22 protein-coding genes and 1 pseudogene are annotated in these 21,791 nt (G+C 60.2%); 9 read left to right on the top strand and 14 right to left on the bottom strand.

Annotated elements, in window-relative coordinates:
- Window positions 1-271: 271 nt before the first annotated feature.
- Window positions 272-733: a glycine zipper domain-containing protein gene (locus tag UF78_RS06580; RefSeq protein ID WP_045161276.1), complete on the bottom strand. Its 462-nt coding sequence runs from the start codon at window positions 731-733 to the stop codon at window positions 272-274.
- A 184-nt stretch (window positions 734-917) separates the two neighbouring features.
- Here UF78_RS06580 and UF78_RS06575 point away from each other — a divergent pair, with 184 nt between their 5' ends.
- Window positions 918-1,154: a hypothetical protein gene (locus tag UF78_RS06575; RefSeq protein ID WP_045161274.1), complete on the top strand. Its 237-nt coding sequence runs from the start codon at window positions 918-920 to the stop codon at window positions 1,152-1,154.
- A 62-nt stretch (window positions 1,155-1,216) separates the two neighbouring features.
- Here UF78_RS06575 and pdxH read toward each other — a convergent pair whose 3' ends face one another.
- The 4 genes from pdxH to dinG form a co-directional block, all read right to left on the bottom strand.
- On the bottom strand, window positions 1,217-1,867 hold the full coding sequence (gene pdxH / locus UF78_RS06570) for a pyridoxamine 5'-phosphate oxidase (protein WP_045161273.1): 651 nt from the start codon (window positions 1,865-1,867) through the stop codon (window positions 1,217-1,219).
- 102 nt (window positions 1,868-1,969) lie between these two features.
- Window positions 1,970-2,599: an OmpA family protein gene (locus UF78_RS06565; RefSeq protein ID WP_045161272.1), complete on the bottom strand. Its 630-nt coding sequence runs from the start codon at window positions 2,597-2,599 to the stop codon at window positions 1,970-1,972.
- Between the two features lie 138 nt (window positions 2,600-2,737).
- A complete protein-coding gene (locus UF78_RS06560) occupies window positions 2,738-3,886 on the bottom strand; it encodes an EstA family serine hydrolase (protein ID WP_045161271.1) in 1,149 nt (382 codons plus the stop codon).
- 139 nt (window positions 3,887-4,025) lie between these two features.
- Window positions 4,026-6,170 carry an ATP-dependent DNA helicase DinG gene (gene dinG / locus UF78_RS06555; RefSeq protein ID WP_045161270.1) on the bottom strand — a complete coding sequence of 715 codons (2,145 nt, stop codon included), beginning with the start codon at window positions 6,168-6,170 and terminating at the stop codon, window positions 4,026-4,028.
- 86 nt (window positions 6,171-6,256) lie between these two features.
- On the opposite strand from dinG, the gene UF78_RS06550 reads away from it, so the two are divergent.
- Window positions 6,257-6,721: a CopD family protein gene (locus UF78_RS06550; protein ID WP_045161269.1), complete on the top strand. Its 465-nt coding sequence runs from the start codon at window positions 6,257-6,259 to the stop codon at window positions 6,719-6,721.
- A gap of 65 nt (window positions 6,722-6,786) precedes the next feature.
- Here the strand turns inward: UF78_RS06550 and UF78_RS23180 are convergent, their stop codons facing one another.
- Window positions 6,787-7,389, bottom strand: a complete 603-nt coding sequence (locus UF78_RS23180) for an OmpA family protein (protein ID WP_045161268.1) — start codon at window positions 7,387-7,389, stop codon at window positions 6,787-6,789.
- 180 nt (window positions 7,390-7,569) lie between these two features.
- Here UF78_RS23180 and UF78_RS06540 point away from each other — a divergent pair, with 180 nt between their 5' ends.
- Window positions 7,570-8,094, top strand: coding sequence for a response regulator transcription factor (locus tag UF78_RS06540; RefSeq protein ID WP_045161267.1), 525 nt, complete (start codon window positions 7,570-7,572; stop codon window positions 8,092-8,094).
- Between the two features lie 4 nt (window positions 8,095-8,098).
- The gene (locus UF78_RS06535) at window positions 8,099-8,587 is read left to right on the top strand and encodes a YchJ family protein (RefSeq protein ID WP_045161266.1); all 489 of its coding nucleotides are present in this window, start codon (window positions 8,099-8,101) and stop codon (window positions 8,585-8,587) included.
- Between the two features lie 73 nt (window positions 8,588-8,660).
- On the opposite strand, the gene fpr is transcribed toward UF78_RS06535, so the two are convergent.
- Window positions 8,661-9,437 (bottom strand): ferredoxin-NADP reductase, encoded by a 777-nt coding sequence (gene fpr / locus UF78_RS06530; protein ID WP_045161265.1) that lies wholly within the window; start codon window positions 9,435-9,437, stop codon window positions 8,661-8,663.
- Between the two features lie 114 nt (window positions 9,438-9,551).
- On the opposite strand from fpr, the gene UF78_RS06525 reads away from it, so the two are divergent.
- Window positions 9,552-10,478, top strand: a complete 927-nt coding sequence (locus UF78_RS06525; RefSeq protein ID WP_045161319.1) for a LysR family transcriptional regulator — start codon at window positions 9,552-9,554, stop codon at window positions 10,476-10,478.
- Between the two features lie 77 nt (window positions 10,479-10,555).
- Here the strand turns inward: UF78_RS06525 and erdR are convergent, their stop codons facing one another.
- Complete coding sequence (gene erdR, locus UF78_RS06520) at window positions 10,556-11,206, bottom strand: response regulator transcription factor ErdR (protein WP_045161264.1); 651 nt, start codon at window positions 11,204-11,206, stop codon at window positions 10,556-10,558.
- Window positions 11,207-11,434: 228 nt separating this feature from the next.
- Here erdR and UF78_RS06510 point away from each other — a divergent pair, with 228 nt between their 5' ends.
- Complete coding sequence (locus tag UF78_RS06510) at window positions 11,435-12,358, top strand: DMT family transporter (protein ID WP_045161261.1); 924 nt, start codon at window positions 11,435-11,437, stop codon at window positions 12,356-12,358.
- A gap of 13 nt (window positions 12,359-12,371) precedes the next feature.
- On the opposite strand, the gene UF78_RS06505 is transcribed toward UF78_RS06510, so the two are convergent.
- Complete coding sequence (locus tag UF78_RS06505) at window positions 12,372-13,088, bottom strand: tRNA-uridine aminocarboxypropyltransferase (RefSeq protein WP_045161260.1); 717 nt, start codon at window positions 13,086-13,088, stop codon at window positions 12,372-12,374.
- Window positions 13,089-13,207: 119 nt separating this feature from the next.
- Here UF78_RS06505 and UF78_RS06500 point away from each other — a divergent pair, with 119 nt between their 5' ends.
- On the top strand, window positions 13,208-13,600 hold the full coding sequence (locus UF78_RS06500; RefSeq protein WP_045161259.1) for a PA3611 family quorum-sensing-regulated virulence factor: 393 nt from the start codon (window positions 13,208-13,210) through the stop codon (window positions 13,598-13,600).
- A 50-nt stretch (window positions 13,601-13,650) separates the two neighbouring features.
- Here the strand turns inward: UF78_RS06500 and UF78_RS06495 are convergent, their stop codons facing one another.
- Window positions 13,651-16,056 carry a xylulose 5-phosphate 3-epimerase gene (locus UF78_RS06495; protein ID WP_045161258.1) on the bottom strand — a complete coding sequence of 802 codons (2,406 nt, stop codon included), beginning with the start codon at window positions 16,054-16,056 and terminating at the stop codon, window positions 13,651-13,653.
- A gap of 130 nt (window positions 16,057-16,186) precedes the next feature.
- Here UF78_RS06495 and UF78_RS06490 point away from each other — a divergent pair, with 130 nt between their 5' ends.
- Together UF78_RS06490 and UF78_RS06485 are read left to right on the top strand one after the other, a co-directional pair.
- The gene (locus UF78_RS06490; RefSeq protein WP_045161257.1) at window positions 16,187-17,596 is read left to right on the top strand and encodes an MBL fold metallo-hydrolase RNA specificity domain-containing protein; all 1,410 of its coding nucleotides are present in this window, start codon (window positions 16,187-16,189) and stop codon (window positions 17,594-17,596) included.
- 251 nt (window positions 17,597-17,847) lie between these two features.
- Window positions 17,848-18,930, top strand: a complete 1,083-nt coding sequence (locus UF78_RS06485; RefSeq protein ID WP_045161256.1) for an LOG family protein — start codon at window positions 17,848-17,850, stop codon at window positions 18,928-18,930.
- A 57-nt stretch (window positions 18,931-18,987) separates the two neighbouring features.
- On the opposite strand, the gene recX is transcribed toward UF78_RS06485, so the two are convergent.
- From recX to UF78_RS06465, 4 genes and pseudogenes are all read right to left on the bottom strand, one after another.
- The gene (recX, locus tag UF78_RS06480) at window positions 18,988-19,455 is read right to left on the bottom strand and encodes a recombination regulator RecX (RefSeq protein WP_045161255.1); all 468 of its coding nucleotides are present in this window, start codon (window positions 19,453-19,455) and stop codon (window positions 18,988-18,990) included.
- Window positions 19,456-19,460: 5 nt separating this feature from the next.
- Complete coding sequence (recA, locus tag UF78_RS06475; protein ID WP_045161254.1) at window positions 19,461-20,504, bottom strand: recombinase RecA; 1,044 nt, start codon at window positions 20,502-20,504, stop codon at window positions 19,461-19,463.
- An 84-nt stretch (window positions 20,505-20,588) separates the two neighbouring features.
- On the bottom strand, window positions 20,589-21,089 hold the full coding sequence (locus UF78_RS06470) for a CinA family protein (protein WP_045161253.1): 501 nt from the start codon (window positions 21,087-21,089) through the stop codon (window positions 20,589-20,591).
- Between the two features lie 134 nt (window positions 21,090-21,223).
- A pseudogene (locus tag UF78_RS06465) lies at window positions 21,224-21,647 on the bottom strand (potassium channel family protein).
- Window positions 21,648-21,791: the final 144 nt, after the last annotated feature.

The raw sequence follows: 21,791 nt of genomic DNA, 5'->3' as shown, positions 1-21,791 counted from the left end.
CGGTTATATCCTTTGGTCGACCGTATCTCAGCCCGAGCAGGCATGGCGGTGTGCGCCGATTATCCATACCGATAGCAGCGACGTCATGAATTCATGTATTTCGAAAAACAAAAGGCGCAGCCCAACCACCGTAACAGACGGTACTCAGGCCACGCCTATATCACTACGCAGCGGTGCAACCAGCCGCCTGCGTTTGCTCACCGTAGCAACTGCAGATAGTTGCAAGACCTCAGATCACAGACCTGTCGCTGGCCTACCGAAGCAAGCCATTTCAGGGCGCAATGCGACTGGTGCCATTGACCGTCATGATGCGTACGCGCTGACCGACCCGAAAGACCTGGTTCGGCTCGACCTCTTGAACATAGGCGCGCATGTTGCCGTCGTCCTCACGCACGGTGATTTCGACGCCCTGTGCACGCGTGATGCCCTCTTCTGCCGCTGCGCCGAGCATGCCACCTGCAACAGCGCCGATTACGGCTGCGACCGCACTACCACGCCCGCCACCAACGCCACTACCGGCGATACCGCCCACCACCGCGCCGGCACCACTGCCAATCGGCGTCTTCGTACCCTCGAGCTTGACCGGACGTAGCGACTCGATGGTTCCGTATCGGACGGTCTGCACCGTTCGCGCCTCGTCACGAGAATAGGAGTCTCCGGTGAGGTTGGATGTGCAGCCGCCTACGGCCAAGGCCATAGCGGTAAAGGAAGCCACAAAAAAGGAGTTGCGCATGATGTACTCTCCTGGGAAACAGATATTCATCCCCGACCGCGTTGAACAGGCGCCTGCGGCTAAGAGACGCTTGGCAGCGGCCTCGACCTGACTCAGCATTCGTGCCAATTAGGACCCTACTTTACCCGAGGCGATCCCGCCTCGCATGCATGACGCTCGCTGAGCTGTTTCACGGAATTTTGTTATGGACTATTTCATCATCACCGTTACCACCCTGGCCGGACTGGTTTTCCATGCCTGGCTGTTCGTTCGTTTCAGGCGCTGGGCCGACCGGGATTTGGCGCTATCCCTGGCGGGTAACGATCCGAAGAAACGTGAATGGGCGCTGCAACGGCTCGCGGCAGCAAAGGCGGCCCGCGTGAAACGGAAAGATTTGCAGAGCTGGCTGGAACGAGACCTGGAGCGTTACAGCGCGAAGTGACGTCATGATAAAGGACGGTCCCTTACCATGACCTCAGCGATGTCCCGCTCCCTCTCAACGAATCAGGGCGCCAGCCTCTCGCGCTGCCAGGTGCTGGCGGCGACGCGTCGATAATTGAGTCGATCATGGAGACGACTGGGACGGCCCTGCCAGAACTCCATTCGCTCCGGCAGCAAGCGGTAGCCACCCCAGTGAGGCGGACAATGTGGCATCTGGTCCAGGAAGCGCTGTTCGGTTTCGGCGAGCAATCGCTCGAGTTCGGCCCGATCACGAATAACCTGGCTCTGCGGTGACGCCCAGGCACCCAGACGGCTGCCCAGCGGCCGCACCTGATAATAGGCATCCGACTCGGCAGCACTGACTTTCTCGACCTGTCCTTCGATGCGCACCTGGCGTTCAAGGCTCGGCCAGAAGAAGGTCATTGCGGCGAACGGACAGGCCTGCATCTGCTCCGCCTTGGCACTGTCATAGTTGCTGAAGAACGTGAAGCCGCGCTCGTCCAGCGCCTTAAGCAAAAGTACACGACAATGCGGACGCCCTTCGGCATCCACTGTGGCCAGGGTCATGGCGTTGGGTTCGACCGGAAGCTGCTCCGTCTGTACCGCATCTGCGAACCACTGGCGAAAGAGCGCGAAGGGCTCATCGGGTGCGTTCGCCTCACTGAGGCCTTCACGAGTGTAGTCGCGGCGCATATCGGCCAAGGTCTGGGTCATCGCAGCAATTCCTGAAACAGTCGAAGCCTGAGGGTACCCGTTTGGTCGCGAGCCCAACTTGACGCAACGCAAAACAAGCCATCGCAGCAGATTCAGTCTGTCTTACTTGGCTTTGGTTACCTCTGCAGCGGCCACTTGAGTCGATTTGGGCGCCTCGCTGTACTGGGCAATCAAGGTCAGAAGAGTCGGCTGTGGCGCCAGAACCATTTCGACACGACGATTCAGCGCACGACCTTCTTCATTTTCATTCGAGGCCCGCGGCAGATCGGAGCCCAGCCCGCGAATGCGCAGCCGGTCGTGCTTCAAACCGCTGAGGCGGAAGATCGCCGCTACCGCGCCGGCACGTTGACGGCTGATGTCACGGTTGATATCGGCCGATCCGGTACTGTCGGCATGTCCCAGCACGACCACAGCGGTTTTCTCGTCACCTTCCACCAATTTCGCCACTCGACTGATGGGGCCGAGCGTCACAGGCAGCAACATGCCAGGGCGGTCCGGGTTGAACGATGCGTCGACAGGCGCGGTGACTACCAGCATGCCTTCGCGACGCTCAAGCTCGAAACGACTGTCTTTCAAGGCATCACGCAATCGGGACTCATAATTATCCGCCCAGGCAGGATCAATCACGGGTTCTGGCACAACGGCTACTTCGGTCGGCTTGTCGCTATTGGAGCTACAGCCGGCAATGACCATGCAGAGAATAAAGGAGGCGCTTTTTTTCAGCAGGTTCATGAGCCAGGTTCCGTGAAAGGTGAATTTGCGAATACAAGCCGCGCGGAGCAGGCAACGAGCTTAAGCAAGGATTTGTCTCAAATTGTGGACGCAGGTCATTGTTATGAAAAGTCCCTCCATGGCGAACAGACGAGCGGTTCAACCCAGGCAGGCTTTTACGACCCGCGCCAACGCTTGCGGGCGTGGATCCATCAGAACATAGGGACCAAGCGTATTGGTGACATAACCGAACGCCAGATCACGTTGCGGATCAGCGAAACCAATGCAACCACCCGCCCCCGGATGACCGAAGGCGGCGGGACCCATCGCGAAGGTCGCGTTTTCCACCTCCGGCTGATCCAGCCAACAGCCCAACGCGAAACGTGTGCGACTGAGCAAAGTGCGGTCCTCGCCGAGGCAGTGTTCGCGCGTCATCTCGGTCAATAGGTCGTAATCGAGCAGCTCGCCGCGTAGCAGCCCATCATAGAAGCCCGCCAACGCGCGTGCATTGCCATGACCATTGGCCGCGGGCTGTGCCATCCGACGCCACTCAGGTTTGTTGGCGCTGTTCATGATCGACGGCGGATTGGTGAAGGCGCGCGCAGTCAGCGACTGCGGATCCCCGGTCAACGCCTTGAATACGCGCTGGGCAGCCGCATCGCCGAAGTTGTTCTTCTGCCGGGTCAGGTATCCGACACGGTCGAATTCGGAATCGGCCAGACCGAGATGGAAGTCCAGGTCCAAGGGCCGAGCGGTACGCGCGACGATTGCCTCCCCCGGCTCACGTCCATCGGCGCGACGGATCAGCTCACCGAGTAGCCATCCATAGGTGATCGCGGCGTAGCCATGACCGTCGCCCGGCATCCACCAAGGAGCCTCGGCGGCCAGCGCCGCGGTCATCACGTCCCAGTCGTACAACGCTTCCGGGGGAAGCGGCTGACGAATGGCGGGCAGCCCGGCCTGATGACTGAGCAGCTGCCGTAGCGTAATCGCCTGCTTGCCGTTGGCGGCGAACTCAGGCCAAAGCCGCGCCACCGGCTCGTCCAGCTGCAGCTTGCCTTCGCCGACCAACTGCAGGGCAGCCACCGCGGTAAAGGTCTTGGTGCAGGAGAACAGATTGACCAGCGTATCGCTCTGCCAGGCCTGCTCACCGGCGTTATCGGCTACGCCTGCCCAGAGATCGACGACAGTTTCGCCACCAACCTTCACGCAGACCGCGGCGCCACGCTGCTGGGTTTGCTCGAACAGGTCACTGAACGCTTCTTTGACTGCCTCGAAACGAAGATCGAAATATCCCTGGATCTGCACGCTCGCGCCTCTCGCTTAGGTATTGATCGATGCATTGTTTCAGCCGCACCGGATCATGAAAACAAACCCGTCATCGATTGCCGGATCATTAATCGTCTGAATAGCGATGCATGCGGCGGGCGGGCCGACGCGTAACTTGCTAACCGATCTCACGTCGAAACGGCGGCAAAGCATTGAGAATGGCCTTGCCGTAGCGCTGAGTGACGACCCGGCGATCGAGCAACGTGATGGTGCCGCGATCCTCCTCGGTACGTAGCAGTCGCCCACAGGCCTGAACCAGACGCAACGATGCATCGGGTACGGCGATTTCCATGAAGGGATTGCCGCCCCGCGCCTCGATCCATTCGGCCAGCGCTGCTTCCACCGGATCGTCGGGTACCGCGAAGGGGATCTTGGCGATCACCACGTGTTCGCAGTAGGCGCCCGGAAGATCCACGCCTTCGGCGAAGCTGGCGAGCCCGAACAGCACGCTCTTTTCGCCGTCATCCACACGCGCCTTGTGCTTGTTCAACGTTTCCTGCTTGGACAGATTGCCTTGAATCAGTACCCGCCGACGCCAGTCGCGCTCCAGCCCGTCGAATACGTCCTGCATCTGCTTGCGCGATGAGAACAGCACCAGCGTGCCACGCGAGGCTTCGACCAGCTCAGGCAGATCGCGCGTGATCGCTGCCGTATGCGCCGCCGCATCGCGTGGATCAGCATTGAGATTGGGCACTCGCAGCACACCGGCGTCGGCGTGATGAAACGGGCTAGGCACCACTGCGGTGATCGCGCAGCGCGGCAAACCGGCACGCATGCGATATCGATCGAAGCTGTTGAGCGCGGTGAGCGTCGCCGAAGTCACCAGTGCGCCGTAGCAGACATTCCACAGATTGCGCCGCAGCGTCTCGGCCGCCAGGATCGGGCTGGCATTGACTTCGATATCGAACAGCGCCCCACCTTCGGCCAACGTGAGCCAGCGCGCCATCGGCGGGCTGTCCTGGGGGTCGTCGGCGGTAAAGGCCGTCCACAGCTCCCAGTTGCCTTGCGCCCGGGTCAGCAGGCTGCCAAACAACGGATACCACTCCTCTGCCTGGTGACTGGCAATGCCGACCCCCGCTTCGCCATCCATCGCCTCCTTGAGCAGCTCGGTGAGTCGCGTGAACAGGTCGTTGAGCTTGGCAAAGCCCTTTTTCAGCTCGACGCCCAGTTCGATCAGGTGCTCGGGTACCACGCCGCCGACAAAACGGTGTCGTGGCCGCTCGCGGCCTTCCATGTCTTCCCCGGCCTTGAAATCGGCCAGCTGCTCGCAGGCGCTGAACATGAATTGCTGTTGGCTGCGCAGATCACGAGCGATTTCAGGCACCGCCTCGATCAGCCGGCCGAGGTCGCCTGGTAGCGGATGCTGGGCGAGCAGCTTGGTCAGATTCTTTTCGACCTGCGCCAGCCAATCCGCGGTGGAGCGCAGCCGCGTGAAGTGGGCGAAATGGCCGATGGCCTTGTCCGGCAGGTGATGGCCTTCATCGAACACATAGAGGGTGTCGCGCGGATCCGGCAGTACCGCCCCACCGCCCAGCGCCAGGTCAGCGAGCACCATGTCGTGATTGGTGACGATGACATCGACCTTGGTCATGCCCTCGCGCGCCTTGTAGAACGCACATTGCTGGAAATTGGGGCAGTGGCGGCCGGTGCATTGACTGTGGTCAGTGGTCAGACGGGCCCAATCCGGGTCGGCAAGCTCTTCAGGCCAACTGTCGCGATCGCCGTCCCAACGGTTGCCGGCAAGCTTCTCGATCATGCTGCCGAACAGCTTCTCGCTGCGCTCGTCCACGTCGATGCGAAAGCCTTCCTCTTCGAACAGCTGAGCAGTGGCGCTCTGCGCCTGGCCTTCTTGCAGCAAGACATCGAGCTTGGACAGGCACAGATAGCGCCCGCGGCCTTTGGCCAGGGCGAAGGAGAAGTTCAGACCGCTGTTGCGCATCAGGTCGGGCAGATCCTTGTGCACGATCTGCTCCTGTAGCGCGACGGTTGCCGTCGCGATCACCAGACGCTTGCCGGCGGCCTTCGCCGTGGGAATGGCCGCTAGACTGTAGGCAACCGTCTTGCCGGTACCCGTCCCGGCCTCGACCGCGACCACTGCAGGCTCCCCATCTCGTCGACCTTCGTCGTCAGCCTTGATCGCACCCAGGACTTTCGCCACTTCAGCAATCATAAGGCGCTGGCCATAGCGGGGTTTGAGACCTTTGGCGTCGAGAAATCGAGAGTAGGCGCCCTGGATCTGGGACTTGAGTTCGGTGCTGAGCATGGGCGCGGAAGCTGTATATATTTTCAGTATTTCAAGTGGGTGGCTATGATAGCGCGCGTTTCTTCAATCGCCACCGGAGATTTCCCATGACCGCCTTCGCTCTGCCCTATTCACTCCATGTCCTGGCCGCCGTGATTTGGGTCGGCGGCATGTTCTTCGCCTGGATGGTGCTACGCCCCGCCGCCGTCTCCGAGCTGCAGGCACCCGAACGACTTAAACTCTGGGCCGAGGTGTTTCGCCGTTTCTTCAAATGGGTCTGGGTCACGGTGTTGATATTGCCGATCAGCGGTATCGGCATGTGGCACATGCGCTTCGACGGTCTGAATGCGGCGCCCCGCTATGTACACATCATGACCGGAATATTTTTGGTGATGCTGGCGCTTTTCCTGCGCATTCAGCTGCTGCAGTTGACTGAGCTCAAGCGCGCAATCGCCGCGCAGAATTGGCCGGAAGGCGGCGCAGCGCTAGGGAAGATCCGCCGACTCGTGGGTATCAATCTGTTGCTGGGACTGTTGGTCGTAGCGCTGGCCAGTGCTCGCCCTCTGTTCTGACCAGGGAGGATCGGCAGCGCAAAAAAAGCCGGGCTAAAAAGCCCGGCTTTCGTTTCAGCATCCCATCATGGACGCGCTTCAACCTCGGCTTCTACACGGCGGTTGATGGCGCGGCCTTCATCCGTCGAGTTGTCTGCAACCGGACGGGACTCGCCGTAGCCGACCGAGTCGACACGGCTTGCTTCCAGGCCGTACTGATTGACCAGCACATCACGCACGGCATTGGCACGACGCTCGGATAGACGCTGGTTGTATGCATCGGTACCCACCGAGTCGGTGTGTCCTTCAACCACAGTCGACGTCTGCCCGTATTGCTTCATGAAGTCTGCCAGATCCTTGATATCGGCCATGCTGTCCTGTTTGACCTCCGCACGATCGAAGTCAAACTTGACGTCTAGCTCGACGCGAACAGGCTCTGCCATGGGCTCGGGCTCCGGCTCGGCAACAGGGGTCGGCTCGACGGTCTCGACCATAGCGACGGTTTCCTGTTCGGTACCGTTGGCCCAGCAGTAAGCTGCTGCCATACCGCCGCCGATCAACGCGCCGTATCCAGCATAGGTACTGCTTTCTATTGCGCCCAATGCGGCGCCGCTCACGCCACCAACAGCCGCACAGGTGGGCCAATCCTGTTTCTGCACCCCTGCACAGCCGGCCAGGACGGTGGTCATCACTATCACGGGTACTGCTGTCCGTAAGCTACTCATTGGTAAAACCTCCTAGTTTGGGATCGGCCAGAGCGCCATGCGGACGGCATAAGCGGCTCCAGTAACAACGAGACTAGGACGGCACGCGCCGCCGCGCTAGTCTTTACGCTTTGACAGACCGTACGAATCGCATTTCTACGATCAATGTCACCTGATACCGAGGATCCCGGCTTGGTTGCATCCAATACATCACAAACGCCACAACAGGCATTGGCCGCCCTGCTCGAACACCATGTTCCGACACGGCTGCTGCATGTCGGCAGTAGCGATATACCAGCAGTCGATGCATTCAGCCGCAGCCATGAAAACAGCCAAATCGATCGCGCCCCAGCGGCACCGTTATCCGAACATCTGGCTGGTCGCCGATATGATTTGGTGCTTGTCGCTGATTGCCTTGAGCACCTGCCGAAGCGCGATGGTCTACAGCTGCTGGGTGGTATCCGCAACCTCAATACCAGCCGTATGGCAGTCCTAGTGGACCTTAGCGCATGCAACTGGCAAGCCACGGACTTCTTCGCACTCGCGTTGCAAATCAGCGCCCGCTTCGAACGAGACGAGCAAACCCTAACCCTCTTCACCTACGACCTGCTCGATTACAAACAGGTTCCGGATTGGCTGAACGCGAAGTTCTGGGCCAATCCGCAGATGTTCGGCAAATATTGGTGGTGAAACAATGATTAGCGATCACTCACAAAGTGGCGTGAACTGCCCATGCGGTAGTGGTGACCGACTCGGCGAGTGCTGCGGACGCTATCACGATGGCCTTCCGGCACCGAGCGCGGAACAACTCATGCGATCACGCTACAGCGCCTATGTGCTGGGGCTCATTGACTACCTCAAAGCCACCACACTGCCTGTTCAGCAAGAATCGCTGGATCTTCAATCAATGACGGAGTGGAGCGCGGCCAGTGTCTGGCTGGGGCTTGAGGTCGAAGAAAGCCTGCTGCTCGGCGGGCAGCCGGAACATGCGCTGGTCAGTTTCACTGCGCGCTGGCACGACCCGAGCGGCGAACATGCGCAACATGAGCGCTCGGCCTTCGTCCAACATGACGGTCGATGGTATTTCATCGACCCGACCGTCCCGCTCAAAGCCGGTCGTAACGATCCCTGCCCCTGCGGTAGCAACCAGAAATTCAAGAAGTGCTGCGCCGCCTATATGTAAGCGCGCAACAAACAAAAAAGCCGGCCAGCGCATCGCGCCCAGCCGGCCTTCTTTCTTTTTCCACTCCGAGCGGCTATTTCTCGACGAATGCACGCTCGATCAAGTAATGGCCCGGGTCACCCATACGCGGTGAAGCCTTGAGACCGAAGCTGTCCAGAACCTCGCTGGTCTCGGCCAGCATGCTCGGGCTTCCGCAGATCATTGCCCGGTCATCCTCGGGGTTGATCGGAGGCAGGCCAATGTCGCTGAACAGCTTGCCACTGCGCATCAGGTCAGTCAGGCGGCCTTGGTTTTCGAAGGGTTCACGCGTCACGGTCGGGTAGTAAATCAGCTTTTCTTTCAAAGCCTCGCCGAAGAATTCATTCTGCGGCAGGTGCTCGGTGATGAATTCCCGGTAAGCAACCTCGTTCACATAGCGCACACCATGAATCAGCACGACCTTTTCGAAACGCTCGTAGGTTTCCGGATCCTGAATTACGCTCATGAACGGTGCCAGACCGGTCCCGGTGCTCAACAAATAGAGGTGCTTGGCGGGCAGCAAATCGTCCAGCACCAGCGTACCGGTAGGCTTGCGGCTGATCATCAGCGAGTCACCTTCCTTGAGATGCTGCAGGCGTGATGTCAGCGGGCCATCCGGGACCTTGATGCTGAAAAACTCAAGATGCTCTTCGTAATTGGGGCTGGCGATGCTGTAGGCACGCATCAGAGGCCGGCCTTCCACTTCCAGGCCGATCATCACGAATTGGCCATTTTCAAAGCGAAGCCCCGGATTACGGGTAGTTTTGAAACTGAACAACGTGTCGTTCCAGTGATGCACACTGAGGACTCGCTCGACGTTCAGGTTGCTCATGTACGGATTCCCCTTCTCGCGCGCGATGGGCGCTTCGATATTTACGAGAGTCTACCGGCATCGTTAATATCCGTTAAACGAATATTAATGATATGGCTTATCGGTTATATAGATATGCATTTTACGCTGCGCCAGTTGCAAGTGTTCGTCTCCATCGCCCGCCAGGAGAGCGTGTCCCGCGCTGCGCAGAGCCTGGCTTTATCCCAGTCGGCTACCAGCACTTCACTGGCTGAACTGGAGCGTCAGTCCGGCTGCCAGTTATTCGATCGTGCCGGCAAGCGCCTGTGGCTGAATGCCCTGGGCCGACAACTGCTCCCGCAAGCCGTGAGCCTGCTCGATCAGGCCAAGGCCATCGAAGATTTGCTGGCCGGCAAGACCGGCTTCGGTTCGCTCAATGTCGGCGCAACGCTGACGATCGGCAATTATCTCGCCACGCTACTGATCGGCAGTTTCATGCAGCGCCATCCTGAGTGCCGAGTGAAGCTGCACGTGCAGAACACTGCACATATTGTCCAGCAGGTCGCGCAGCATGAACTTGATCTGGGTCTGATCGAAGGCGATTGCCAGCACCCGGATATTGAGGTGCTACCTTGGGTCGAGGATGAACTGGTGGTGTTCTGCGCGCCGCAACATGCATTGGCCGAACGCGCCGAAGTGAGCCTGGACGAGCTTTCTCGAGAAGCCTGGATCCTTCGCGAACAAGGCTCGGGGACGCGCCTGACATTCGACCATGCTATGCGCCATCATCCAGCCAAATTGAACATCCGGCTCGAACTGGAGCATACCGAGGCGATCAAGCGCGCCGTTGAGTCCGGATTGGGTATCGGCTGTATTTCCCGTTTGGCATTACGTGACGCGTTTCGCCGGGGCAGCCTGGTTGCCGTGGAGACACCCGAGTTGGATCTGGCCCGGCAGTTCTATTTCATCTGGCATTCATCGAAGTACCAGACCGCAGCGATGCGCGAATTCGTCGAACAATGCCGGGCGCTGACCGCAGGGATTCGACGCAGTGACGAAATCGTGCTGCCAACCATAGCCTGATGATCGCGAAGCGGCGGCTTCGCTCCGCTGAAATGGCTGGTCGATACAGTCTCCGAACCCGTATCGGCACGTCTGTGTCAGCTGCCTGGAATCGAGCCCATCTGTTGCAGAAGCAGGGCTGCCTGGGTCCGGGTGCGGACGCCCAACTTGCGAAAGATCGCAGTGACATGGGCTTTGATGGTCGCTTCGGAAACGCCGAGCTCGTAGGCGATCTGCTTGTTCAGCAAGCCGTCGCAGACCATGGTCAGAACCCGGAACTGCTGCGGCGTGAGACTGGCGAGCCCCTCGCTGGCCGCCTTGGCTTCGGGACTGACATACGCGACATCCTGGATGTTGGCGGGCCACCAGACGTCGCCGTCGAGTACGACCTGCACCGCTTCCTGGATGGTTTCCAGCGAGCTGGATTTGGGAATGAAGCCACTGGCACCGAACTCGCGGGAGCGGGCCACTACCGCAGCATCTTCCTGGGCAGAAATCATCACCACCGGCAATTGCGGATACTGCCCCCGGAGCAGCACCAGCCCGGAAAAGCCATAAGCGCCCGGCATGTTCAGATCCAGCAAGACCAGGTCCCAATCCGAGGTTCGGGTCAATTGAGCTTCCAGTTCGGCAATGCTCGCCGCTTCTGACAATCGCACACCGTCACCTAAGCCAAGCGTTAACGCTTGCTGAAGGGCACTGCGAAACAGAGGGTGATCGTCGGCGATAAGGATTTCGTAAGCAGCCATGGCGGACCTATAGTTTTTATTTGGCGCTTTCGCCGACCGGATCGGTATCAGGTCGACAAGAACCCGGAATATTGCTCGGGATTGACCGCGTGATGATATCGCGCCACCACTCGAAATTCGATCATCGTTCCGCATTTAATCAAGCGTTCAGGAGCCCAGAGCGGTGCAGTTGTGGCCAAGCGCATCGGATTGAGGCAAAGTTCGCGGCTTTCCCACAAGAGCCCGAACATGCGTAACCAAGCCCTTCGCGCCGATTTCCTGATGCTCATAACGGCCATGATCTGGGGAAGTGCCTTTGTCGCACAGCGGGTCGGGATGGATAACATCGGCCCGTTTCTATTCACCGGCCTTCGCTTCGCACTGGGTGCGATCGTGCTGCTGCCTTTGCTGCTGCACCAGGGCCGCGGCGCCGCTCGGCATGAGCCGTTCTTTCAGCGAAGCTTGCTGCTGGGCGGTCTCAGCATGGGGCTAGCACTCACGTTGGGCATCAACCTGCAACAGGTCGGCCTGCTCTTCACCAGTGTCACCAACTCCGGTTTCATCACCGGCCTATATGTCATCGTCGTGCCGTTGCTGGGGCTGATCATAGGCCAGAAAACCGGGTTGGGTACCTGGTTGGGTGCGACTCTGGCAGTGGCGGGTATGGCCCTGCTCAGCGTCGACGAAAACTTTCAAGTCGCTTCCGGTGATTGGATACAGCTGGCCGGTGCATTCGTTTGGGGCGTCCACGTGTTGCTGGTGAGTTTCTTCGTCAGCCGTCACGACGCTATCCGCCTGGCTTTTTTGCAGTTCGTCACCTGCGCCGTCGTCAGTCTTGCGCTAGCGGCCGTCTTCGAGCGTTCCAGTCTGGAGAGTGTCTGGCTGGCGGCACCGGCACTGATTTACGGCGGGCTGTTCGCGGTCGGCGTGGGTTATACGCTGCAGGTCGTGGCACAGAAGCACGCGATTGCCTCGCATGCAGCCATCATCCTTTCGCTCGAGGCGGTATTCGCAGCCATGGCCGGCGCCCTGTTCCTCGATGAAAGCCTCAGTTTGCGTGGTTACTTCGGCTGCGCACTGATGTTCGTTGGCATGCTCGCCGCGCAGCTCTGGCCGCGCAAGGCAATGCCGGCGACGACCGATAACGGAATTCCGCAAACGGCCAGGCACTGACTACACTGGCCGATCAGCGCTGTCTGAACGCAGCCAGCGCTCGGTGAGTAACATCACCTAGGTCGGGTGTACGGTGATGTTTGGCAGCCAGATAGTGATCGGTGAAGGCGTCGAGCCAAGCGTCCAGCGCGCCTGCGGCCTGGTCATCACCTGCTAGCCCCAGGCACAACGCAGCAACCTCAGCGGTGCACAGGTGCTCGTTGCGTGTCGAGCGGCGCAGGCGATAGCGCGACAATACGTCGACCTGCAGACTCAGCACTGGTAAACGATTCAGATAGGGACTCTTGCGAAACATCTTGCGCGCTTCGGTCCAGGTCGCATCGAGCAGGATGAACAGCGGACGCTTGTCCGTCGACAGCTCGACGCCGGAAACCACCCGCTCGGGTTCGGCATATTCGCCAGGAAACACCACCAACGGCTGATATCGAGGATCAGCCAGCAATTTCAGCAAGGCCGGTTCCACACCCGTCCGCTGCCAGGTGAAAGCGTGGGTATCGGCCACGATGTCGGCGATCAGCCAGCCGGTGTTGCTCGGCTTCAACGGCTCGATGTCGTGCATGATCAGGCACATTGAGCTGTCCGCCGCTACGTGCGGAAGCCATTCGCAGAGACAATGACTGCTGGCAACGCGGCAACGGGCGCAGCGAGGTGTACGCGACCCCCGCGCGATAAAGGGCTTGGCGCTACGGGCCAGGCGCGCATCGCGTAAACGGGCTACTGCATGTGGCATGGGAGTCTTTCGATCGATTCAAGTGGAGCGGCAGTTTATCAGCCCGACCGGAATCCATGCGCCGCTGAACCGTGTCGACAGACACCGGTCGAACGACGGCAGTTACCAGGAGATTTCTCATGCACCGTCTGACCACCCTATTCACGCTTTGCCTCGCCCTGCCCTTCGCCCATGCCGCCTCGGCACAGGACCAGGCACTGGGCCAACTGCTCGATAAGGTTGCCCGCGAAAGTAGCGTAGGCACGCCGCGCGCGATCAATTCCGACCTTCTCGACGAGGGCTACAGTGTCGACGGCAACGAACTGGTCAACCACCTGAGCGTCCAACCGCGCCACGCCGCGCAGATGCGCGACAATCCAAAGCAGGTTCGCACCCAGCTAGCGGCGAGCGTCTGCAACAATGACGGCCTGCGTCAACTGATGAGCCAGGGTGCGGTGCTGCGCTTCGAGTTCAGCGAATACCAGAGCAAGAAGCCGATCACTACCGAACGGTACCGCTCCAGCGATTGCTGATGCCCTCACCTGCCGAGGGCAACAGCAATCGCCGCCCTCGGCAACCCCGTCTAGCGTAAAACTCGCGGGTCGCCCTTACCGGCCACCGCGGCAGCCTCGTCCGGTTTGAGCAGGGCGGTTCGCGGTACGTCGAGCAATCGCGCACAAGCGGCCAATACGTTGGCCCAGGACGCCCGGTTGGCGAACTGCATGCCCTCCGTGTCCAGCGTACCGCCGCGATTGCGATAGCCCAGCACGGAGTTTCGCCGCGCGTCCGGCAGTATGGGCCAGAGATGGCCGCGCGCGACCTCTGGCCGCATGTGGGTGAGCATCACCCGCAACTCCATTCGTTCAGGAAAGAGTCGCTCGGTCACGCCATCTGCTGCAAGCCCATCAATTTCCCAACGATCGCGCGGGGCCCTGAAACGTCCGGGCTCCTGCAGATAGATCAGCCGATAAGCAACGTCCGCTTCTTTCAGGCGCGCCGCTGCACGCTGCATTTCGGTCAGCTGATAGCTGCCGTTGGCTATTAGCAGAATGGCATCGCCGCCGGCCTGCTCGTCGACGATGATCGCTCCGTCCTTTGCCAGCTGCTCGGCCTGCGCCTGATTGAATACCGCCGGGCGCTCACGCTTGGGCATGACCAGACAGGCCAAGTTGCCGCGCGCACGATAGATCGACGGCAGCAACGCCAAAGCACTGTTATGGTCCGCGGGGAACAGCACCCTGACCATATCGCTCATTTCCCCCAACAGCGCCTCGCAGAAACTGGTGTCCTGGTGCGATTGCTGATTCTTGCCGTTCTCCCAGGTATGGGAAGTGGCAATCAACGGCCAGCCGAGCCAGCCTGCCGGACGTCCCACTTCCTTCTGCTGACGCGCGAAGATCAGCGTCTGGCGCACCGCGCCGAGCATCTTCACGCAAAAGGCTTCGTAACTTGCAACTAGGTTCAACCCGCCCTGGTTGGCCAGGCATGCGGAAACCACCGCCTCCTCATTCAGAGCGGTAATGATCTTCCCGTCCACGGCCTCAAGCTCACTCTCCGGATCGATCACACGATGCTTGAGCGCTTGAAGCACGCCACCGAGGCGGTTGCTCGCAAGTTCATCCGGATTACCTACACGGGGACGCAACGACGGGTTGGCGCAGGTGAGCGCGACGAAGAAATCATCCACCGCTGCCATTGGCGAGCAGGCGTTCCCCTGGTAATTGAGCGGTGGTATCACCGGCTCGGCGGGGCGTCGCAGGGCCAGAGCACTATCCCGCTCCGCCGGACGCCCCTGCCGGGATTGCCGCAGCAGGTCACGAGCGGACTCGAGTTCGTCCTGCGGCACGAAAAGCGGCGCAACGTGGGTATTGAACAGCTCGCGCGAGGAGTCGTCGAAACGCGGATTGCCCGGCAGCGGCAGGTTGTGCGCGGCATTGCTCGCAGCCCCATAGAAGCCGAACCCCTTGACCGTCTCAGCGATGCCATAAGGAATCGGCAACGGGTAGCTGAGCAACCCACGCGCCTTTTCCTCTACGCGCCGGGCCAGGCGCTGCTCCATCTCCCAAAGCATACAAACGAAGGCCGCTGGATCACGCCCGTCGAAGGGAATCGGATCGAAACCGCAACGGCTCAGGTGCTGACGAAACCCTTCCAGTCCTTCATGTGTGCCGAGCTGGGTTCGCTGTTCGATGCGCCGGCCATTTGCAATCATGATTGGCAACGCCATACCGCAATCCTCGGCGCGCCACCAGCGCGGAATCCAGTCACTGCCGCGCTGCTCCTCGGCCGCGCCATCGGACAGAAAGGCCACCAGCGTCTCGCCCGGAAGCGGCATATGGGCGTACTGCAGCTCCGCGAAGCCAAGGTACCCCCCTTCGGCAATGCCGCCGCCGGTATGCGCGTTAACGTGACTACCCAGCGGCGCGGACGGGCTGCCATCCGCCGCCAGGTGATAACCATAGAAATCTTCGAGCAAGCGATTGATGCCAGCCTCGCCCTCACCGTAGGCCCGAGCTTGCTCAGGCTGCATATTATCGGTGAGCAGGTTCAACGCTTCGATCGCTGCGACACAATGGCCTTGCCCCATCAGCCAGGAACGGGTGCTACCGGTCAGAGCATTCAACCCGAGGTAGCCAGCGTAGGCCGGAACCATATTCAGCGAGCCGCCGGTATGCCCCTCCGGGGATGATTTGAAATCCTCGGCATCCAGCGCCGAGCCATCGAGCCGGGCACGACGCGCATATGTCATGTGCACGACCAGCCATAACCCTGCCGAGCCGAGCCGATCGACTGCCTGCAACAAGCGATAGACACTGGCGAGATCCGGCTGCAGATGCGCCTGGACCAACTGATGGGCCAGGCGGAATACGGCGGCTTGGGTTTCCAAGGCATGCTCGATGACACCATAGCCGGTTCTCCAGCGAGCGAATTCCGACTGGATTTCGGCGTGGCGATCCAGCTCGGCGAGACTGGGCAGTAGCTGATTCATGGAGCGCTCCGTTGAGTGGCGGTGCCGATAGTCTAGTCAGCGGCTGCGGGGCCATCGCTGATGTACATCAAGATGGCCAAGCGGATTGACGGGCATGCTGATCAAAACCGTACACAGAGGAAGGGTTCTCATGGCTTTGCTCAGTTTTCTCGGCGCTATTCGGCAGGTCACCGGATCCTGCTATCTGATCGAAACCCACGCAGGCGCGCGCGTGATGCTCGACTGCGGGATGCACCAAGGGCGACACGAGGAAGAAGACAGCAATCGAGCGGGATTCACCTTCGATCCGGCTACCCTCGATGCGGTGGTGCTGTCCCACGCGCATATCGACCACAGCGGCTTGCTGCCCAAACTGGTGGCGGCGGGCTTCAAGGGACCCATTCACGCCACTGACGCGACCTGCAAGCTGGTCGAACTCATGTTGCTCGATTCGGCCAATATCCAGGAGAAAGACGCCGAGTGGGAAAACAAGTGGCGCGCGCGCCTGGGTAAACCTCCGATCAAGCCTCTTTACACTCGAGTCGATACCGAACGCATGCTGGCGCAGCGTGAACCGCATGCCTATGGCGAAACCTTCGAAGCCGCACCCGGCCTCAGCGTGACCTTGTTCGACGCGGGGCATATCCTCGGCTCGGCTATCGTCCAGGTCGACGTGGAGGACTTTGGTCGCAGGTGCCGCCTGGTATTCTCTGGCGACCTGGGTAATGCCTGCTCACCACTGATGCATGCGCCGACGCCGCTGAGCGAAGCCGATGTGGTGCTTATGGAATCCACCTACGGCGACCGCGACCATCGTGACCATGAGACAACCATCGAGGAGCTGGCCAACATTCTTCAGCAGGCCCACCGCGACGGCGGCAACGTATTGATGCCGTCCTTCGCCGTTGGCCGGACTCAAGATCTCATCTATTACCTCGGCCTTCTCTATCAGCGGGGTCGAGTACCGCAGCAGACGGTGTTTCTGGACAGCCCGATGGCCATCGGCGCGAACGCTGTCTATTCACTCTTTCATAAGCAGCTCGATATTGATGCCGCGCCCACCGAGATACTCGGCGGCGGGCAGATACAGCGTATCGAGAAATGGCTGCCGATATTCCGGGCCACGCCGACGCCCGAAGAATCAATGGCCATCAACCGCTTCAAGAGTGGCGCGATCATCATCGCCGGCAGCGGCATGTGTACCGGCGGGCGGATTCTCCATCACTTCAAGCACAACCTCTGGCGTAAGGAATGCCATGTGGTTATCCCCGGGTTCCAGGCTCGCGGCACACTCGGCCGCGCCATCGTCGATGGTGCCGAGACCGTCAAGCTGATGCATCAGCGGATCGCGGTCAAAGCTCAGGTGCATACGCTCGGCGGTTTTTCAGCGCATGCAGGGCAATCGCAACTGATCGAATGGGCGAGCCATTTTCAGGCTCGCCCGGAGCTTTATCTCGTACACGGTGAGCTGGAAAAGATGCGAGCCCTGCAGCAAGCGCTGGACGACCGCCTCGACTGGAAGGCTAACATTCCGGAACCCGGTGATCGCATCGCCCTCTGATCCAGACAATCTTGCGTTAGCCATGCGATAACCGAGAAGCCGCTCCCGGGTTCACGGTTCAGCATCGACGGCCGAAAGCGCGCGCTATTGGTGATGGGCGGCTGCTAGGCTTGCAATAGGTGCCGCACGGTTCGTCGTGCGACACCATTCACGCCATTTCTGGACCGCTGGCACACGCTTACACACGGGCAGCACCTTGCGCAGGGCGGCACCACACAGAGCCGCAAGTTTCAATACAAGGGAGACGTAGTATGCCTTTCGACCCGGACGATTACCTTTCGCGGCATTTCAAGACCAGCGGTGCAGAACTGTCGAAAAAGCTCGATGAGCTGGTGGAACTGGTCGTCCCACCCAACAGCCAAAACCTCCCTCTCTACCGTGAAATGCTGGTCACCGTCATGCGTATGGCTCAGGCCGATCGAAGTCGCTGGGATGCCAAGATTCTGCTGCAGACCATGCGTGAGATGGAACACGCATTCAGCCGACTCGACCAGTTCAAACGCCGCCGCAAGGTCACGGTCTTCGGCTCGGCGCGAACACCCATCGAGCACCCGTTATACGCGCTAGCACGAGAACTCGGGGAAACGCTGGCGCGCTATGACCTGATGGTCATTACCGGCGCTGGCGGCGGCATCATGGCGGCGGCGCATGAAGGCGCCGGTACGGACAACAGCCTCGGACTGAACATCACCTTGCCCTTTGAACAGCACGCCAACCCGACGGTAGACGGCACCGACCATCTGTTGTCGTTCCATTTCTTCTTTGTGCGCAAGCTGTTCTTTATCAAGGAGGCCGATGCACTGGTGCTTTGTCCGGGCGGTTTCGGCACGCTGGACGAAACACTGGAGGTGCTGACACTGATACAGACCGGCAAGAGCCCGCTGGTACCGGTGGTGCTGCTGGACGAGCCCGACGGCTCATTCTGGAAAGACGCGTTGAGCTTCATTCATCGCCAGCTAGAGGAAAACCGCTACATCCTGCCCACGGACATGCGCCTGATGCGGCTGGTCGATAACGCCGAAGATGCCGCCGCAGAGATCGATAGGTTCTATAGTAACTTCCACTCGAGCCGCTGGATAAAAGAACGCTTCGTCATGCGCATGAACCATATGCTGACCGATGCCGCATTGGAGTTCTTGGATAGCGAATTCGCCGATTTGCGCCTCAAAGGCCGCTTCGAGCAGCAAACTTGCTGCGAGATGGAGCTGGACGAGCCGGAGCTGCAGCAATTGCCACGGCTGAGCTTCGTGTTCAACGGCCGCGACCATGGTCGTCTGCGCGAGCTGACCGATTTCATCAATGAACCGCAGAACTGGGTGGGCGCGGGGAGCTGAACCGGGCCGGTGCGGCTATCGGATTAGCTAAAGGAGAGAAGCGGCCGATGAAGTGCCTCAGTCGTCGGCTGAGTTACCCCGTAACAGCCGGCTTATCAGGTCCAACGGGTAACCCCGGTAACTGAGGAAACGGCCCTGCCGCGCTCTTTCCCGCTGATCGCTCGGCAATTCGCCAGCAAATTTGCGCCTCCAGACGTCCTGCAGCTGCGCACTCCAATCGAAACCGCTATCACGCAGGGCCTGTTCGATGTCCTCACGGGACAAGCCGCGCTGGGACAGCTCCTCACGGATGCGCAAGGGACCGTAACCCGCATTGGCGCGCATGCGTACGAAACTCTCTAAATAGCGTGCTTCGCTGAGCAGGCCTTCCTCAGCCAGCCGATCCAGCGCCGGCTCGATGAGCTCTACAGGCGCGCCGCGTGAGCGCAACTTGCGGCTCAGTTCGATGCGACCATGCTCACGGCGGGCCAGGAGATCCATGGCAGCCCGCCGCACCGCGGCGGGGCTATCGAGCACAACAGGCATGCAGATCAGAGATCGGCTTCGGCCAGATCTTCTGCAACCGGGTTGGCTTTGGTATTCGGCGCCACCACCAACAGCTTGTCGCGAATCTGCTGCTCGATTTCGCGGCCGATTTCGGGGTTCTCTTCCAGGAACTTGGCCGCGTTGGCCTTGCCTTGACCGATCTTGTTGCCCTTGTAGGCATACCAGGCGCCGGACTTCTCGACCAGGCCTTGTTGCACACCAAGGTCGATGACCTCGCCGTTGCGGTAGATACCCTTGCCGTAGAGAATCTGGAACTCGGCCTGACGGAACGGGGGCGCCACCTTGTTCTTGACGACCTTGACGCGGGTTTCGCTGCCGACCACTTCGTCACCTTCCTTCACCGCACCGGTACGACGGATGTCGAGACGAACCGAGGCGTAGAACTTCAGCGCGTTACCGCCTGTGGTGGTTTCCGGGCTACCGAACATCACGCCGATCTTCATGCGGATCTGGTTAATGAAGATCACCAGGCAATTGGCGTTCTTGATGTTACCGGTGATCTTGCGCAGCGCCTGGGACATCAGACGCGCCTGCAGCCCCACATGGGTATCACCCATCTCGCCTTCGATTTCCGCCTTGGGTACCAGGGCAGCTACAGAGTCGACGATGATCACGTCGACCGCATTGGAGCGCACCAGCATGTCGGTAATCTCAAGCGCCTGCTCGCCAGTATCCGGCTGCGAGACCAGCAGGTCGTCGACATTGACACCGAGCTTGCCGGCGTAATCGGGATCGAGCGCATGCTCGGCATCGACGAAGGCGCAAGTCGCCCCCATCTTCTGCGCTTCGGCAATGACCGACAGCGTCAGAGTGGTCTTACCGGAAGATTCCGGTCCATAGATTTCGACGATTCGCCCTTTCGGCAGACCACCGATGCCCAGCGCAATATCCAGGCCCAGCGAGCCGGTGGAGATGGAAGGAATAGCCTGACGATCATGATCGCCCATGCGCATGACCGCGCCTTTACCGAACTGCTTTTCGATCTGGCCCAAGGCAGCAGCCAAGGCGCGCTTCTTGTTCTCGTCCATTACAATCCTCACTTGATCAAGAGGGCCAGAGGCCACAACAACTGTATAAGTAGACAGTATTAGAGCATAGGCAAAATGATGCGCCTAGCCCTGAAGCGGATTTTCTCCCGCCGTGAGCCTGATCAATCCGACGAGCGCGGCCTCCACGCTCTGCTCGCGTACGGCCTGCCGGTCGCCGTCAAACTGGAAGCGCCGGGCAACGACCTGCTCGCCCGCCGCCCAGGCGAGCCACACCGTGCCAACCGGCTTCTCCGGCGAGCCCCCGCCTGGCCCGGCGACACCGCTCACCGCGACACCATAATGTGCCTCGCTGGCATGCTGCGCGCCACGGACCATGGCCTCGACGACTTCGCGACTGACGGCGCCCACCTGCGTGAACAACTCGGGCGGCACTCCCAACAGACGGGTTTTCTGCGTATTGGAGTAGGTCACGAAGCCCGCTTCAAACCAGGCCGAGCTGCCGGCAATGCGGGTGATGGCTTCGGCGATACCGCCGCCGGTGCAGGATTCGGCAGTGGTCACCTGTGCAGACTGCGCGTCTAGCGCAGCGCCCAGCCTCGCAGCCAGATCGGTCAAAGACGCCATGAGTGCTCCGACAGCGGATTCGAAATGCGTACATTAACAGGCCTTGCCGAGCGATGATCCATCCCGCCGTCATCACAACAGCCAGGCCTCGGCGCAGCGCCAGATGGCAGTGCCTCGGCGGCGCATTCGGAAGCTCACCTGTTACCCCAGTGCCGTTGCATCTCAAGAAACAGGAACGAAGCAGTCCAGGTAATCAGCACCAACCCGTCAGCGCCTCGACCCCGGTCAGAAACCTGACCGGCCCAACCGGGTGGATATCGTCGAAGCCAAGGGTGGTGACGGTCGTGAAGGAAAAATAGACGCAGTCCATCAGACCACCGCCGAACTGTCCCAAAAGTTCGCCCCATCCAGACGCGCAATGCACGAAGAAGTAGGCGAACGCGAATATCCACACTTCCACCGTATGCGCCGCGATCGCGCCGCATACGCCAAAAACGACGCCGATTCGAATATTGAAGCGCGGCTCGACTCGGCGAACCGACAGACACGACAGAAACTCGTAATGCACACCACGACTGTCACGACGATAAGGAGGTTCACCAGCGAGACGACCATCAAATTGGGTGCCGAATCCAGTGCTTGCGTCAGTTCTGTCATGTGCTCGATACAGCAACTTTGACATGGCGGAGGTGCTGCCCCTCTGCTGTCAGCAGCAGAACCCAGCCAAAGCAATCAGAGAAGTGCCGCATCGGTACGTCGGCA

Source organism: Stutzerimonas stutzeri (assembly GCF_000952685.1).
In the GTDB taxonomy this organism is placed as follows: Bacteria; Pseudomonadota; Gammaproteobacteria; order Pseudomonadales; family Pseudomonadaceae; genus Stutzerimonas; species Stutzerimonas stutzeri_E.
The sequence above is the reverse complement of the archived record's forward strand: the minus strand, read 5'-3'. Positions and strand labels throughout refer to the sequence as shown.